Below are 15,360 nucleotides of genomic sequence, written 5' to 3'. Positions count from 1 at the left end.
TTAGTGTTTTATTGAACATGACGTACCTCTAGAAGGCCGGTTTTCGTTGTGTTTAAAATTCTATCGGTATTTGATTGAATAACTGAATAGGAATAAAGAATGTTTAGTCCATATGTTGCATTTTTGTGTCAGTTATATTCGTCGGTTCGAACGTTGACTTGGTTTAAAGGGCGCACCTCGCGGTGTGCCCCCTCCCACAAAAATGACAAAGCCTACAGCTCGTCCACTTGACCCGATTTAGAGTCGACGGGCAATGTTTTTATGCTCATCTGCTTGACTAGGAATGTCGCATATTTCTACCGTCACTTCAGTAACACCGTTCGCTTCTACCATTTTTTTTATGGCGTGAGAAAGCATGGTGTACCCCTCTGAATTACAATAAAAAAGTCCAAGTCGATCGGCTATATATTTCCAGCTGTCTGCCTCGTGCAAAGTACTAGTAATCACGTAAATGAAATTTATATTTTCGTGATGTAGGAAGCTGATTCTAAAATTATTAAGATCCTGCATGGCTTAACCTTCAAAGGAGTCATGATAATCCCAGAATTCTGCTAAGAACTCCGAAGTTGCTACGCCTTTTTTACTTTGAAACGACTTAGTTCACGTTGCATCAACGATGCGCGGGCAGAAAGATCCTTTGCTGCCACCGCACACTCTTGCGAGTTAGATTGGTTTTGCTGCGTAACTTCATCGATTTGCTCAAGACCGATACTGGCTTGTTGCAAGCCCGAGGCTTGTTCGCTAGAGGCTTGGTAAATGAGAGACACCAGGCTGGATACCGCACTGGTTCCGCTGACGATACTTTTGAGTGATTCTGCGGTTCGGCCCGCGATGATCATGCCGCGCTGTGTCTTGGTGGATGAGTCGGCGATCAGTGCCGCTGTCTGTTGAGCGGCCTCAGCGCTCCTCGCTGCCAGACTGCGTACTTCGTCAGCCACCACCGCAAAACCACGCCCCAGTTCGCCAGCCCTAGCCGCCTCAATCGCTGCGTTGAGGGCTAATAAGTTGGTTTGTGCGGCGATGTTATCGATGGTGGTAATAATCGCTGTAATGTCTTTTCCCGAATTGTCGATTTCCGCCATGGCAGCAATAAGCTCGCTCATCAGCTTGTCGCTTTCGCCTGCGTCAGCTCTTGAAGCTTGTGATTGCTCATCAGCTTTTTTGGCATTGGCAGCATTATCGGAAGTCTGCGCGGCCATCTGAGTCATGACGGCACTAATTTCAGTGACAGATGAGGCGGAGTTCGATGCTCCGTCCGATAGCGATTGACTCAAATCGGTTACCTGCTCCGAACTGCCAGTGATCTGGGTGGCGCTGACCTGCACCTCGGAAATCAGATTGTTGAGGTTGCTGACCATCTTCTGTAGTGACTTGCCGAGTGTATCGTTTGGCGAAGATAGCCGTACCTCCAGATCCAGATCACCCTCAGAAATGCGTTCGGCTACCCTTACTTGGCGTTGCAGGCTTTCTGACATGTCGTTTAGTGCATATGACAGCTGTCCAACTTCATCTTCTGATTGCTGTACTAACCGGCGGGAGAAGTCCCCTAAACTGATGTTTGCTGCCAGCGCTGCTGCCTCACGAATCGGTCCGACGATTTTTGCCGCTGCAAACCATAGGCCTACCAATGCCAACAATGAAATGACCAGCCCCACTGACACTTGCCAGGTGCTGTTGCTGACGCTGCGCGCCTGCAATTCGTGCTCTAGAGTAATTGCTTGGCTCATGACCACCGCCTTGGGCAGTCGAATCAACACAGCCCAAGGTTTTCCAGTACGCCCAAGCTGAATCGGCATGAGCACTTCAATGTTTTGCGTTTGGGGATTGAGTAGGCTATTGCCGCGTGCGCCCTGTATGTCACTGAGTACTTTGTCCCAAGTTTCGGGCAGCAAATTCTTGATCGGCTGACCGATCAGGTCGATGCGACCACTGTCAGCCACTACCAATCCCTGGTTACTCATAATGGTTACCGAGCCCTTGCCACCATAGAGATCCGCAGACATTTGCTCGCTGAGTTTCTGAATGAAGGAAATATCGAAGTCAGCGCCTACCACTCCGTAAAATTTGCCATTAGCAACGATCGGAACCGACAAAGTTGTCAACCAGACATTTTTCCCTTGCACTACATACGGGATAGGATCGAGCACGCTTTCTTTCAATGTTGAACGCGGGCCGCTGTACCAGCCACCTTTAAGCACCCCATTGGGATGACGATCCGTAGAGTCATACTCCACTAGCGGCTGTACTGCGACATGGCCGTCAGCGCTACGCGTCCAATAAGGGGTGAAGCGTCCATTTAACGGGTTGCTACCATCTGAGGTGTTACGGAACGCCATATCTTGTCCATCCAACGCCTCGGGCTCCCAGCATGAATAGGTGCCATTGAATTCTGGGTTGTCTTTAAGAACGCTGAGTAATACCGTATTAACCTGTTCCCGACCTAGTGCTAAGGGGCTTTGAGAGGTCTTGCTGGCTGCAAATGCTGTGGCCATGGTGCGAGCTGCATCAAGCGCATTCTGCAGTTTTGTTTGAATGGCATTTGCTCGAGACTCAGCCAGGTTCTGGATCTCACGGATCGTTGATTTTTCAACAAGTGTTGTGACTTCTGTCGAGACATACTGCTCATTTGCTCGAGAGTTAAATACCCCGTAAATGACCAGACTGGTCGAAGAAACAAATAAGCATATACCTGCAGTGACACAAATGCGTGTCTGCAAAGACTTGAATTTCATAATATCCCCCTGCCCACTATATCTTATACCATCGTTAAAGACGGCAGCATTTTATGTTCTTGCACGACGAGGCGACTAAAGGCTAAGTTGTTTGCTGCTTTCGTGGTTTTGTTCGTTAAAATACAGCTCGAACAAGACTAAGCCGGTACAGCTATTTATTTGTTATTTTGTTTGTGCGGGCGAACCGTGCCAAAGTGTTTCTGTGTTTTTAAACCCGTATTGTTGCGCCAAGACCCGCTCAATGATTTTCTCGCTCTGTGCAGATTCGCCGATATCAATTAAAGTAGGGGTGATATAGGTATTTGAAGCAGGGGAGTAGAAGATTTTAACTTTTGGAGTTAACAAAGAATTGGGGCTTTGCTCCACGACTACTCCGATATCTCCACTGCTTAGGCGAACAATAGAGCCCACCGGGTATATCCCGACTGATTTGACAAATGCCTGAAAGACCGAACTGTCGAAGTGTCGTTTCCATTCCGACATTTTTTGAATGGCGATTGCCGGACCCCAGGCTTCGTTGTATGGACGATCCGAGGTGACGGCATCGTAGACGTCGCAAATGGCTGCCATACGAGAGAAAAGGCTGATTTGCTCACCAGCCAACCGATCTGGATAGCCGGAACCATCAATCTTTTCGTGATGGTGCAGGCACACGTCCACAACCATCTCGCAAACCGGTACCAACGCTCGCAACATGCGCGCGCCCATTTGAGGGTGCTGGCGAATGACGTCAAACTCTTCCTCTGTCAATTTACCGGGTTTGTTGAGAATGGCCCCGGGAATCGCCATTTTACCTACGTCGTGTAGCAACCCCGCGAGGCCGGCCTGGTGGATTAGTTCTGCAGAAAAATCCAATTGGTGAGCAATAGCAATCATCAAGGCACACACCGCTACTGAATGCATGTAAGTGTATTCATCCGCACCTTTGAGTCGAACCAAACTAATAAAAGCGCTGGGGTGGCGAGCAATCGAGCCGCGTATGTTATCGACCAGCTCATCTGCCTGTTCTACAGCGATTGCACGCCCCATCCTCGCTTGATTGAACATTTCAACGACGGCTGATTTTGATTGCATATAGAGTTTTTTTGCAGCTATTAGCTCTTCTTCCAGAGTGACAGAGCTAGACATGGCGTCGACAACAATAGTTTTTTTTGTTTTTTGAGAAGTTGAATTCGCTATTTTAGATATATCTGCCAACTCAGTATCGTTCCTGGTATCTATGAGCTGTGCTTCTTTCCAGTAGGGGCTGTCTGGGCCGGATTGACACCGCTCGCTGTTGAAAAAATCTTTGCAAACGTCGCTGTTCTTGCACGATTTCAACATGTACCTACCTCTCGGTATTTTCTGAGTCCTTTTGTCCCTTAAAACCTCCTTGGCTTTAGTCTTGATCTGTTAAAAACTTACTGGGTGGTCGTTGCCCTAATGCGAGCGACGACTCTCCCGGCTAAATCGTCGGGCCGGAATTTAGCGAGAAAATCACTAGCGCCTACTTTCTTGACCATCGACTGGTTGAAGCTACCGGACAGTGAGGTGTGCAGCACAATGTGCAAATCTGACATTCGTGGGTCGTTACGGATTTCCGCAGTCAACGTGTAGCCGTCCATCTCAGGCATCTCGATGTCCGAGATCATCATAAGAAACTCTTCCTCCGGTTTGCGTCCTTCATCCAGCATTGACCGTAGGTAGTTCAGAGCCTGTCGACCATCATTCAATGCGACGACCTCAACCCCAACGGTTTCCAGGCAACGGGTTACTTGCTTGCGGGCCACCACTGAGTCATCTACCGTGAGCACCCGCAGCTTCCGTGCCAGATGAGTTACGTCGGCACCCACAACCCCCTCTGATATCTCCTCTGAAGTGGGGGATATCTGAGCCAATACTTTTTCGACATCAATGATTTCAACCAACTGATCGCCCAGACGCGTGACAGCTGTTAAATAGTTGTCTTCACCACTTCCTTTAGGAGGCGGATGGATGTCCTCCCAATTTAAATTAACAATATGTTCAACCGCGTAGACCAAAAATCCCTGCGTTCGAGTGTTGTACTCAGTAATTATCACGAAGGCCGATGCCTGATCTTCAACACCTGGCAATCCAGTGGCCATCGCCAGATCGAGTATGGGGATTGAAATACCTCTTATATTCGCCACGCCACAAATATTGGGATTAGACTTTGGTAGTATAGATAAGGAAGGGCAGCGTATAACCTCTCGGACCTTGAAGACGTTAATTCCATACAATTGATTCGTATTAAATCTAAAAAGTAGGAGTTCCAGTCGATTCTGGCCTACTAGCTGTGTGCGACTGTTAATTGACGCCATAACACCAGCCATAACTTCCCTCACTTGCAAAAAGCCAAAAGCATCATTTGATGAGAGCACATGATATTTGCCGAAATGTAGGAAAAATGTGACATATATTTTTACAACTAGATAGTGCTTTTCTGAATTTTCAACCTGATTTATCACTGGCAACGAGTAATATTAATTGCTTAGCTAGCTAATGCGTTGGTATTGAATTTCAATAAACTACTACTTTGGTAGTAGTTTTCGCGTATTAAATGCTACTGGCGGTTTATTTGGTTATATCGAACTACCGTGTGTAGCGTGGAAATCGTTCGGTAGCGATCGTTACAGCACATTCAGTGACGTCTTCTGAAAAACAGGAGGTTTAAGCGACAAAAAACTATTAAATATTTCTTTCTATACGCGTCCGTGATGACCTTTCGGGTTTTCTACTGGGTCGCTCCGAATTTACTAAATACATTGAAAACTCGCTTTGGCCGGTGAGTGAACTCGCGTGGCGGCTGCAGGGCTTACTGTGCCCACCTGCTTGCTCCGAACGTAAGCCACGTCGATTTTTCTGATTGGCAAATTCGCGTGGGCTGACATGCTTCTGCTGATTAGCCTTAAGGTGCCGGCTCCACCAGTTCATGATCAGCCTGCGCTCCTCGATGAATTCGGCCTTGTGGATGTAAGCGGCGCGGACGTTGTTGCGCTCCTTGTGGCTCATCAGCCTTTCAATGCCTGTGTCCGTCCACAAACCCGACTCGATCCGTTCGCTGCAGGATATCGAGCGAAACGCCATGGCCGCAGATCTAGGTTTTGGTGTCATACCCCATTTTTCGGAGCGCGCTTGTGGAAAAGGGTATGCCTTACAGCACTGGTCGCGTGTCGGATCTCTCCCAGACGCCATGTTTGAGGTCTAACTCGCTCCAGCGGGCGAAGCGCAGAAACCATGAACAATTACCACGAATGTGAAACGCTGCTCACCCATATGCCTATTCAAGCGTTAATGCGTGGCATTCATCGTAGGCACGTGACAGCGTCTGAAACATATTTGTTCTGGAGCGTTGCGCAGAAAAGGACACGGTGTTCTGCAGCTCGGCCAGCCATTTGTTGTCCTATTTCTTGCTCAGCGCTTTGGCCAGGCGCAGCATGGCTGCTTCGATTTCATAGGCGGTCAAGGACGAATACCCCAATAGCCAACCTTGTTTCTTCTCCTCGCCGGCGTACAGCCGACTGAGGCCGGGCAGTTGCACGCCCGCTCTGGCAGCTTGGCGGATGGTCTTTTCCTCCGACCAGCCATCGTGCAGCAGGCAGGGAATTTGTAGCCCGCCGGGAGGGCGCAAGGCGGTAACGATGCCGTCCAAGTGCTTGCCGATCGCGTCGAGCATGATGGAACGGCGCCCGGCATACAGTTTGCGCATGGCCCGGACATGGGCGTTGTAATGGCCGTCCTCCATAAAGCGCGCCAGGGTCAGTTGCAGGATTTGTGGCGTGTGGCCGTCCATGATGCTGCGCGCGTAGGTGAAGGCTTTGATCAACTCGTGGGGCAGTACTATGTAGCCCATTCGCAACCCAGGGTAGAGGGTCTTGCTGAAGGTGCCGATGTAGAGCGTACGCTGGTACTTGTCCAGGCCCTGTACGCAGGCAGTCGGCTGCCCGTCGTAGTGAAACTCGCTGTCGTAGTCATCTTCGATGACCCACTTGCCCCTCTCCGCTGCCCAGTTGATCAGCTCAAGACGACGCTCCAGCGGCAAGGTCGCGCCGGTGGGGTATTGATGAGACGGCGTGATATAGACGCAATTGGCGCCGCTACGGTCGGCGTACAGCAGGTCCGTGCGTATGCCCAGGGCATCGACGTCAATGGGCACGACCTTGGTCTCGGCGGTTTCAAAGGCCTTCTTGGCGCCATAGTAACCCGGGTTTTCCAGCAGGATTGGTTTGCCGACATCCACCAACAACTGCGCACACAGAAAAAGGGCCTGGCGAGTGCTGCTCAACACCATGATCTGGTCGGGGGAGCATTTGGCACCGCGTTCGAGGTTCAAGTAGGTGGCAATCGCCTTGCGCAGAGGCTCGGCGCCTTGCGGGTCTCCGTGCAGCAGGACATTGCCCCGGTAGTCCTTCAAGACTTGGCGTTGCAGGCGTTCCCAGACATCGGTGGGGAAGGTGCGGGTTTCCGGCAGACCTGTGGCAAAGGCCTTGATTACCTGTTGATCGGTAACTCCACCACTGTCGAAAATCATCCGACCGCGCCGGCTCAAGCCCGGTCCTGGCGCCGCCTCGCTGTGTTTGGTGTCTAGCAATTTCATGCGCCGGCGCGCAGCCCCGCGCAATTCGGTGCCAACCGACTCGGATACATAGCTGCCCGAGCCCTCGCGCCGCACGATGAAGCCATCACGGTGCAATTGCACGTAGGCGTTCTCGACCGTGTCGCGGGCAACGCCGAGCGTCTTGGCCAGGACCCGGGTTGCCGGCAGCTTCAGGCCAGAGTCAAGGGCACCGTCGAGGATCAGTGCACGCAGGGCACGCTGAATCCGCTGGTGCAGATCCAGCAGCTGAAACTCGGCGTCGTTGAGTCGCATCTTCAGCGTTTCGAGCTCGAAGGTTTTCGCCATGCGGTCTGCCCTATGTGAATAAATTGGCCTGCAAAGGCAGGCCAGTCTATCCGTAGGCTCTGTCCATCGCTATTGCCTTTGTGCTCGGCGATCTATCGCTTGGTGGGCAACTTTGAGCAGGGCTGGATTAAGGTATGGCAAGGTCACACAACTTCAGCGCAGGGCCAACCGCGCTGCCGCTTGAAGTGCTTCGGCAAGCGCACGAAGAGTTTTTCGACTTCGCTGGTACCGGCATGTCAGTGATGGAAATCAGCCATCGCTCAGAGGTGTTCATGGAACTTGCCTATCAGGCCGAACAAGACCTGCGGGCGATTCTGCAGGTGCCCAGCCAGTACAAAGTGCTGTTCGTGCAAGGCGGCGCCTCGCTGTAGTTTGCCCAAGTGCCGATGAATCTGTTGGGCGATAAAAGGGACTGCGGACTATCTGCATACCGGGCTCTGGTCGGGCAAGGCCATCCAGGCTGCTCAGCGCTACTGCGACGTTCGTATCGCTGCCAGCAGCAAGGCTTCTGGCTTTGATCTCATCCCCGCCGTGACGAACTGGAACCTCAACCCGAACGCAGCCTATCTGCACTACACGGAGAACGAAACGGTGCACGGCGTGCAATTCGCCGGCGCGCCATGCGTGTCGGTTCCTCTGGTCTGCGACGCCTGTTCAAGCCTGCTCTCCAAACCCATTGATGTTGCCAAACACGGCCTTATCTATGCCGCCGCGCAAAAGAACATGGGGCCGGCGGGCCTTACCATCGTGATCATTGACGCCGCGCTACTCGATGCCGCACTGGAGGTCACCCCCGACATTCTCAATTACGCGCACATCGCCAACGCGGAATCGATGCTCAATACGCCGGCAACCTTCCTCTGGTGCCTCACCGGTTTGACATTCAAGTGGATTCAACGCTGCGGTGGTATCGAGAAGATCCACCAGACCAACCAGGCCAAGGCCGAGCTGCTGTATCGCACGATTGACGACAGCGACGGGTTCTATCGCAACAGTGTGCAAGCGTCGTTTCGCCCGATCAACAACGTGCCGTTCGTGCTCGCCGATACCGCGGTTGAAAAGGACTTCTTGTGCCTGGCCGATCAGTCCGGATTCAGAGGCCTCAGGGGCCATGCCTCGGTTGGTGGCGTCAGGGCCTGCATCTACAGCGCGGTCACGCTGCCGGCGGTAGAGGCATTGACCGATTTCATACAGGACTTCGCCCGCGTGCATGGCTAGGCATGGACCGCCGCAGGCCCGACAAGTGGTCTGGTTTCATGCGCAAAAGTGTACGGGCAAAACAGGCCATTTCAGCGTTATAAATCACTTTCCAGTCGAGGCCAAGTACCTCGCTTTGCAAGGAGCAAAGTAAAGCCATGTCTTCTTCAACATCCAAGTCATCTATTCGCCTCGGCGATCTCATTCATCCGATTGTCGCCGGTCTGATCTCGGTCATTGTCAACTATGGCGGCACCTTCATTCTGGTCTTCCAGGCAGCCAAGGTAGCTGGGCTGAGTCCTGAGTTGACAGCTTCGTGGGTGTGGTCCGTGTCGATTGGCGTGGGCTTTACCGGGCTGTTCCTCAGCTGGGTTTCTCGCGAGCCGATCATCACCGCCTGGTCGACACCCGCGGCGGCATTCCTGGTCGTCGCCCTGGCCACCACGCCCTATGCCGAGGCGGTGGGCGCGTACATGATCTCGGCCGCTGCCTTCGTGCTGCTGGGCTTGTCCGGCTACTTCGAAAAAGTCATCCGACTGATCCCGCCGGGTGTGGCCGCAGGGCTGCTGGCCGGTATCCTGCTGCAGTTTGGCATCGGTGCTTTTGGCGGCATGAGCATTGACCCGATGCTGGTCGGGTTGCTGATTGTCGCCTACATCCTGCTCAAACGTTTTACCGCACGCTACGCGGTGGTGGGCATTCTGGCATTGGGGCTGGCCTTCCTGCTGATTCAGGGGCGTGTCGATTTGTCGGGGCTGGGGCTGCAACTCGCGGCACCAGTATTCACCCTGCCTGAGTTCTCGCTCAATGCTTTGCTCAGTGTCGCGCTGCCGTTGTTTCTGATCACCCTGACCGGTCAGTACATGCCTGGCATGCTGGTACTGCGTAACGATGGGTTCAGCACCAGTGCCAATCCGATCGTGACCCTCACCGGGTTGGGCTCCTTGCTCATGGCGCCCTTTGGTTCCCACGCGTTCAACATTGCGGCGATTACAGCAGCCATCTGCACCGGCAAGGAGGCCCATGAAGAACCCTCCAGGCGCTGGATCGCCGGCATTGCTGCGGGCGTCTTCTACATCCTCGTAGGGGTCTTCGGCGTGACCCTCGCTGCGGTGTTCATGGCCTTCCCGGCAACCTTCATCACTACTCTGGCCGGGCTCGCCCTGCTGGGCACCATCGGCGGCAGCCTGGCCAGTGCCATGGTTGACGCCAAATCCCGCGAAGCCTCGCTGATTACCTTCCTGGCTGCTGCCGCCAACATCACTTTGTTCGGGATCGGTGGGGCGTTCTGGGGGCTGTTGATTGGTCTGGTGGCGTACGCCGTGCTCAACGGCCGTTTGCCGCGTCGCGAGCCGGTCTTCAATCCTGCTGCCGAGCCTGTCACCCGTAAAGGAGCTGCCAACTGATGCAGCCCGTATTGAAGAGGTCACCGAAGTCGACACCCTGACCCTGCACGAGTGCCACGGCCGCTACCCGCAGGCCAACAGCGTTGAGGGCTTTCGGCGCAATCTGGCTGCAGTGCAGCGGCGCATCGCCAGCGCCTGCCAGCGTGTCGGTCGTGATCCGGCGAGCGTGCGTCTGCTGCCGGTGAGCAAAACCTTTGACGAAGCACACCTGCGCCTGGCCTACGTCGCAGGCTGCCGGCTACTGCGCGAGCGCCTGCGCCAAGACGCACCGGCCGGTGTCGGGCTGGAGGAACTGTCCATGGGCATGTCCGCGACATAAGGGTACTCCCTTCTATCGAACAGACCTTTATTCCAAGCTCTACCCTTAAAACGCCGCGCACCCACCGGAATCCGACGGAACGCCAAAACGAAAAAACCCGCCATAAGGCGGGTTTTTGGTGTTCCGAGATTTTGAAAGCCTTCTCCGAACCTTGTCTGGCTCCACGACCTGGACTCGAACCAGGGACCCAGTGATTAACAGTCACTTGCTCTACCAACTGAGCTATCGCGGAATGGCGTGTATGTTACTGATTCAAAAAGAGAAGTCAAGCACCTGTTGGCAGCTTGAGCGATTCGTCGGGACGGACGGCGGTTTATCGGCGATTGGCGGTTACCAGAATCGCATCAGAGGTCTACCATGGCCGCCCGGAAGTGGTTACACGCGCTGCCGGCCATTCGCCGAAAAGGTACGCGCCATGAATCACCCAGCCCTCACGCTTCGCAATAACGAGGTGTCCGCATGAGCATCGCTCAGATCAGCCTGCCCAAAGGGGTCGGTCCGCACGCCGAAAAACTGTTCGACGCAATCACTCAGGCCAGCACCGCTGACGAATTGAATCGCGCTGGCGGCAAGGCCGAAGGTTTTGTTTTGGGCCTGGAAAGCACCAAGGCCATCAAAAGCCAGGTCGCCGAATCGCTGTACGTCGCCTATGACGATGCGGCCAGCCAGCGCGCGACCGAACTGGCTTAACCGCCGAACGTCACGGTGGCAAGCATCAGTTTGGCGTAAAGCAGCGTCGCGCCCAGTTGCACCAGCCACAAGGCCAGGCCGCCGAGAAACACACCCGCAGCCACTTGCAGCACCAGGTTATTGCTGCGTTTGGCCGGGACGCGGGGGATGAAGTCATTCAGGTCATTCAGGTCATCGCGCTCAGCGCGCAGGTCATCGTTTTTCATGTGGGTTCTCGTCAGAATTCCGAAATGTACATAGAACCTGTGGGAGCGGGCTTGCCCGCGACAGGGCTCTCACATTCAACCCTGTTGTTGGTTGATCGACCGCCATCGCGGGCAAGCCCGGCTCCCACAGTAATATGACGTGCAGTCTAGAGCGCTCGACCATGAGGTTGAGAATTATCTGCGCCAAATAAAAACGGGAAGCCCAAGGGCTTCCCGTTTGTTTAGCGCTTGATGACTCAGATCACCGCAACAATGGCCTTGGTCACGACATCGATGTTGCTCTGGTTCAACGCGGCGACGCAGATGCGGCCGGTGTCCAGGGCGTAGATGCCGAACTCGTTGCGCAGGCGGGTGACTTGCTCAACCGTCAGGCCAGAGTAGGAGAACATGCCACGCTGACGGCCCACGAAGCTGAAGTCGCGCTGCGGAGCCTGTTTCGCCAGCAGATCAACCATCTGGGTGCGCATGCCGCGAATCCGCAAGCGCATTTCGGCCAGTTCTTCTTCCCACTGAGCGCGCAGTTCCGGGCTGTTCAACACAGCGGCGACGATGCTTGCACCGTGGGTCGGCGGGTTGGAGTAGTTGGTGCGGATCACACGTTTGACTTGCGACAGCACGCGCGCGCTTTCTTCTTTCGATTCACTGACGATCGACAGGGCGCCAACGCGCTCGCCGTAAAGCGAGAAGGATTTGGAGAACGAGCTGGAGACGAAGAAAGTCAGGCTCGATTCAGCGAACAGACGCACGGCGGCGGCGTCTTCGTCGATGCCGTCGCCAAAGCCCTGATAGGCCATGTCGAGGAACGGTACGTGACCCTTGGCCTTCACGACTTCCAGAACGTTTTTCCAGTCCGCCGGGCTCAGGTCCACGCCGGTCGGGTTGTGGCAGCAGGCGTGCAGCACAACGATCGAGCCGTTCGGCAGGGCGTTCAGGTCTTCCAGCAGGCCGGCACGGTTCACATCGTGGGTCGCGGCGTCGTAGTAACGATAGTTCTGCACCGGGAAACCGGCGGTTTCGAACAGCGCGCGGTGGTTTTCCCAGCTCGGGTCGCTGATCGCCACGACGGCGTTCGGCAGCAGTTGCTTGAGGAAGTCGGCACCGATTTTCAGCGCACCAGTACCGCCAACGGCCTGGGTGGTAATGACGCGGCCAGCGGCGATCAGTGGCGAGTCATTGCCAAACAGCAGTTTTTGCACGGCCTGGTCGTAAGCCGCGATGCCATCGATTGGCAAGTAGCCACGGGAAGCGTGTTGAGCGACGCGAATCGTCTCGGCTTCGACAACGGCGCGCAGGAGTGGAATTCGCCCCTCCTCGTTGCAGTAAACACCGACCCCCAGGTTGACCTTGTTGGTACGGGTATCGGCGTTGAATGCTTCGTTGAGGCCCAGGATTGGATCGCGTGGTGCCATTTCGACAGCGGAGAACAGGCTCATTTTTGCGGCGGCTCTGAATGGAGTGTGGAGGGACGTGTCGCGCTCCAGCCGAATGCACTAGAGCGGTGCACAAACGGGGAGCTAGTATAGAGGCCATCGGCGAAGGATGGCGACAGTCGATTCGGCTTTTACCGTAAGTTTTTCCGATTATTTTCCGACCGTTAGTCGATTGATCCCGTCAAAGACGTCGAGGAATGTAGGACGTTTGCCTTGAAAGCGAAGGCAATCGACTCCACATTGAGCACAATCCAGTTTTTTCCTCGGGCGACGTCGGTCGTTTGCGGTCTTTCTCGTTCCTGTCCGGTTTGACCGCGCACGGGTGAACCCAGAGGTATTTCATGTCTGAATTCCAGCTAGTCACCCGCTTCGAGCCCGCCGGCGACCAGCCGGAAGCCATTCGCCTGATGGTCGAGGGCATCGAAGCCGGTTTGGCTCACCAGACGTTGCTCGGTGTGACCGGTTCGGGCAAGACATTCAGCATCGCCAACGTCATCGCCCAGGTGCAGCGCCCGACGCTGGTGCTGGCGCCGAACAAGACCCTGGCTGCGCAGTTGTACGGCGAGTTCAAGGCGTTCTTCCCGAACAATGCTGTTGAATACTTCGTTTCCTACTACGACTACTACCAGCCTGAAGCCTACGTGCCGTCCTCGGACACCTTCATCGAGAAAGACGCTTCGATCAACGATCACATCGAACAGATGCGACTCTCGGCGACCAAAGCCTTGCTGGAGCGCAAGGACGCGATCATCGTCACCACGGTGTCGTGCATCTACGGTCTGGGCAGCCCGGAAACCTATTTGAAAATGGTGTTGCACGTGGATCGTGGCGACAAGCTCGATCAGCGTGCCTTGCTGCGTCGCCTGGCAGACCTGCAATACACCCGCAACGACATGGATTTCGCCCGGGCGACGTTCCGCGTGCGTGGTGATGTGATCGACATTCACCCGGCAGAATCCGATTTCGAAGCGATCCGCATCGAGCTGTTCGATGACGAAGTCGAGAGCCTGTCGGCCTTCGATCCGCTGACCGGCGAGGTGATCCGCAAGCTTCCGCGTTTCACGTTCTACCCGAAAAGCCACTACGTGACGCCGCGAGAAACCCTGCTCGGCGCCATCGAAGGGATCAAGGTCGAGTTGCAGGAACGGCTGGAGTATCTGCGCTCCAACAACAAACTGGTGGAAGCGCAACGCCTTGAACAACGCACGCGCTTTGACCTGGAGATGATCCTCGAACTGGGCTACTGCAACGGCATCGAAAACTACTCGCGCTACCTCTCGGGCCGTGCATCCGGTGAGGCGCCGCCGACCTTGTTCGATTACTTGCCGGCCGATGCCTTGCTGGTGATCGACGAATCCCACGTCAGCGTGCCGCAGGTCGGTGCCATGTATAAGGGCGACCGCTCACGTAAGGAAACGCTGGTGGAATACGGCTTCCGGCTGCCCTCGGCGCTGGACAACCGGCCAATGCGCTTCGACGAGTTCGAAGGCATCAGCCCGCAGACGATTTTTGTCTCGGCCACGCCGGGCAACTACGAGGCGGAACATGCGGGCCGGGTCGTCGAGCAACTGGTACGCCCGACCGGTCTGGTGGACCCGCAAATCGAAATCCGTCCGGCGCTGACCCAGGTCGACGACCTGCTCTCGGAAATCACCAAGCGTGTCGCCCTCGAAGAGCGGGTATTGGTCACGACGCTGACCAAGCGCATGTCCGAAGACTTGACCGATTACCTGGCCGACCACGGCGTGCGCGTGCGTTATCTGCACTCGGACATCGACACCGTGGAACGCGTGGAAATCATCCGCGATTTGCGCCTCGGCACGTTTGATGTGTTGGTGGGCATCAACCTGCTGCGGGAAGGCCTGGACATGCCCGAAGTATCGCTGGTGGCGATTCTTGACGCGGACAAGGAAGGCTTCCTGCGTTCCGAGCGCTCGCTGATCCAGACCATCGGGCGTGCGGCGCGTAACCTCAACGGTCGGGCGATTCTGTACGCGGATCGCATCACCGGTTCCATGGAGCGGGCCATCGGTGAAACCGAGCGTCGGCGCGACAAGCAGATCGCCTTCAACCTGGCCAACGGCATTACGCCGAAGGGTGTGTTCAAGGACGTTGCCGACATCATGGAAGGCGCCACCGTGCCGGGCTCGCGCAGCAAGAAGCGCAAAGGCATGGCCAAGGCTGCCGAGGAAAGCGCCAAGTACGAAGCGGAATTGCGTTCGCCGGGAGAGGTCGCCAAGCGCATCAAAGCCTTGGAAGAGAAGATGTACGCCTTGGCTCGCGACCTGGAATTCGAAGCGGCGGCGCAGATGCGTGATGAGATTACCAAGCTGCGGGATCGGTTGATTGCTGTTTGATTTGCGCTGCTTGTACTGGCCTCATCGCGGGCAAGCCCGCTCCCACAAGGTTTTGTGTCAATCGCAATATCGTGATCGACACATAACCTGTGGGAGCGGGCTTGCCCGCGATGAGGCCGG

The 15,360-nt window shown here is 55.1% G+C and carries 9 protein-coding genes, 1 tRNA gene and 4 pseudogenes; 5 read left to right on the top strand and 9 right to left on the bottom strand.

The window, feature by feature from the left end; genetic code table 11:
* Nucleotides 1-569 precede the first annotated feature (569 nt).
* From F8N43_RS29955 to F8N43_RS19385, 6 genes and pseudogenes are all read right to left on the bottom strand, one after another.
* A complete protein-coding gene (locus F8N43_RS29955) occupies nucleotides 570-1,358 on the bottom strand; it encodes a methyl-accepting chemotaxis protein (protein WP_412071025.1) in 789 nt (262 codons plus the stop codon).
* 111 nt (nucleotides 1,359-1,469) lie between these two features.
* Nucleotides 1,470-2,492, bottom strand: a pseudogene (locus tag F8N43_RS29950) (HAMP domain-containing protein); the annotation flags it as partial.
* 402 nt (nucleotides 2,493-2,894) lie between these two features.
* Nucleotides 2,895-4,055, bottom strand: a complete 1,161-nt coding sequence (locus F8N43_RS19400; RefSeq protein WP_150654193.1) for an HD-GYP domain-containing protein — start codon at nucleotides 4,053-4,055, stop codon at nucleotides 2,895-2,897.
* Nucleotides 4,056-4,132: 77 nt separating this feature from the next.
* Nucleotides 4,133-5,065: a chemotaxis protein CheV gene (locus F8N43_RS19395; protein WP_150654252.1), complete on the bottom strand. Its 933-nt coding sequence runs from the start codon at nucleotides 5,063-5,065 to the stop codon at nucleotides 4,133-4,135.
* Nucleotides 5,066-5,594: 529 nt separating this feature from the next.
* A pseudogene (locus F8N43_RS29580) lies at nucleotides 5,595-5,964 on the bottom strand (integrase); the annotation flags it as partial.
* Nucleotides 5,965-6,135: 171 nt separating this feature from the next.
* Complete coding sequence (locus tag F8N43_RS19385) at nucleotides 6,136-7,635, bottom strand: PLP-dependent aminotransferase family protein (protein WP_150654192.1); 1,500 nt, start codon at nucleotides 7,633-7,635, stop codon at nucleotides 6,136-6,138.
* Between the two features lie 134 nt (nucleotides 7,636-7,769).
* Here F8N43_RS19385 and serC point away from each other — a divergent pair.
* From serC to F8N43_RS19370, 3 genes and pseudogenes are all read left to right on the top strand, one after another.
* Nucleotides 7,770-8,853: pseudogene (serC, locus tag F8N43_RS19380) on the top strand (3-phosphoserine/phosphohydroxythreonine transaminase).
* A 137-nt stretch (nucleotides 8,854-8,990) separates the two neighbouring features.
* Entirely contained in the window at nucleotides 8,991-10,238 is a 1,248-nt protein-coding gene (locus F8N43_RS19375) for a benzoate/H(+) symporter BenE family transporter (RefSeq protein ID WP_150637415.1), read from the top strand.
* Between the two features lie 10 nt (nucleotides 10,239-10,248).
* A pseudogene (locus tag F8N43_RS19370) lies at nucleotides 10,249-10,506 on the top strand (YggS family pyridoxal phosphate-dependent enzyme); the annotation flags it as partial.
* Between the two features lie 207 nt (nucleotides 10,507-10,713).
* Here the strand turns inward: F8N43_RS19370 and F8N43_RS19365 are convergent.
* A tRNA-Asn gene (locus tag F8N43_RS19365) sits at nucleotides 10,714-10,789 on the bottom strand.
* A gap of 227 nt (nucleotides 10,790-11,016) precedes the next feature.
* On the opposite strand from F8N43_RS19365, the gene F8N43_RS19360 reads away from it, so the two are divergent.
* The gene (locus F8N43_RS19360; RefSeq protein ID WP_008007186.1) at nucleotides 11,017-11,247 is read left to right on the top strand and encodes a hypothetical protein; all 231 of its coding nucleotides are present in this window, start codon (nucleotides 11,017-11,019) and stop codon (nucleotides 11,245-11,247) included.
* On the opposite strand, the gene F8N43_RS19355 is transcribed toward F8N43_RS19360, so the two are convergent.
* Together F8N43_RS19355 and F8N43_RS19350 are read right to left on the bottom strand one after the other, a co-directional pair.
* A complete protein-coding gene (locus F8N43_RS19355; RefSeq protein ID WP_150632486.1) occupies nucleotides 11,244-11,453 on the bottom strand; it encodes a hypothetical protein in 210 nt (69 codons plus the stop codon). The two genes, F8N43_RS19360 and F8N43_RS19355, sit on opposite strands and share 4 nt — an antisense overlap.
* 236 nt (nucleotides 11,454-11,689) lie before the next feature.
* A complete protein-coding gene (locus F8N43_RS19350) occupies nucleotides 11,690-12,886 on the bottom strand; it encodes an amino acid aminotransferase (RefSeq protein WP_150632485.1) in 1,197 nt (398 codons plus the stop codon).
* Between the two features lie 338 nt (nucleotides 12,887-13,224).
* Between F8N43_RS19350 and uvrB the strand changes: the two genes are divergently transcribed.
* Nucleotides 13,225-15,240, top strand: a complete 2,016-nt coding sequence (gene uvrB, locus F8N43_RS19345) for an excinuclease ABC subunit UvrB (RefSeq protein ID WP_150632484.1) — start codon at nucleotides 13,225-13,227, stop codon at nucleotides 15,238-15,240.
* Nucleotides 15,241-15,360 lie beyond the last annotated feature (120 nt).

Source organism: Pseudomonas fluorescens, assembly GCF_902498065.1.
Classification (GTDB): domain Bacteria; phylum Pseudomonadota; class Gammaproteobacteria; order Pseudomonadales; family Pseudomonadaceae; genus Aquipseudomonas; species Aquipseudomonas fluorescens_BJ.
The sequence above is the reverse complement of the archived record's forward strand: the minus strand, read 5'-3'. Positions and strand labels throughout refer to the sequence as shown.

Coding starts and splice junctions, on each gene's coding strand:
- F8N43_RS19385 (WP_150654192.1), bottom strand. CDS start 7,635: ATGGCGAAAACCTTCGAGCTCGAAACGCTGAAGATGCGACTCAACGAC.
- F8N43_RS19355 (WP_150632486.1), bottom strand. CDS start 11,453: ATGAAAAACGATGACCTGCGCGCTGAGCGCGATGACCTGAATGACCTG.
- F8N43_RS19350 (WP_150632485.1), bottom strand. CDS start 12,886: ATGAGCCTGTTCTCCGCTGTCGAAATGGCACCACGCGATCCAATCCTG.
- uvrB (WP_150632484.1), top strand. CDS start 13,225: ATGTCTGAATTCCAGCTAGTCACCCGCTTCGAGCCCGCCGGCGACCAG.
- F8N43_RS19400 (WP_150654193.1), bottom strand. CDS start 4,055: ATGTTGAAATCGTGCAAGAACAGCGACGTTTGCAAAGATTTTTTCAAC.
- F8N43_RS29955 (WP_412071025.1), bottom strand. CDS start 1,358: ATGGTCAGCAACCTCAACAATCTGATTTCCGAGGTGCAGGTCAGCGCC.
- F8N43_RS19395 (WP_150654252.1), bottom strand. CDS start 5,065: ATGGCTGGTGTTATGGCGTCAATTAACAGTCGCACACAGCTAGTAGGC.
- F8N43_RS19360 (WP_008007186.1), top strand. CDS start 11,017: ATGAGCATCGCTCAGATCAGCCTGCCCAAAGGGGTCGGTCCGCACGCC.
- F8N43_RS19375 (WP_150637415.1), top strand. CDS start 8,991: ATGTCTTCTTCAACATCCAAGTCATCTATTCGCCTCGGCGATCTCATT.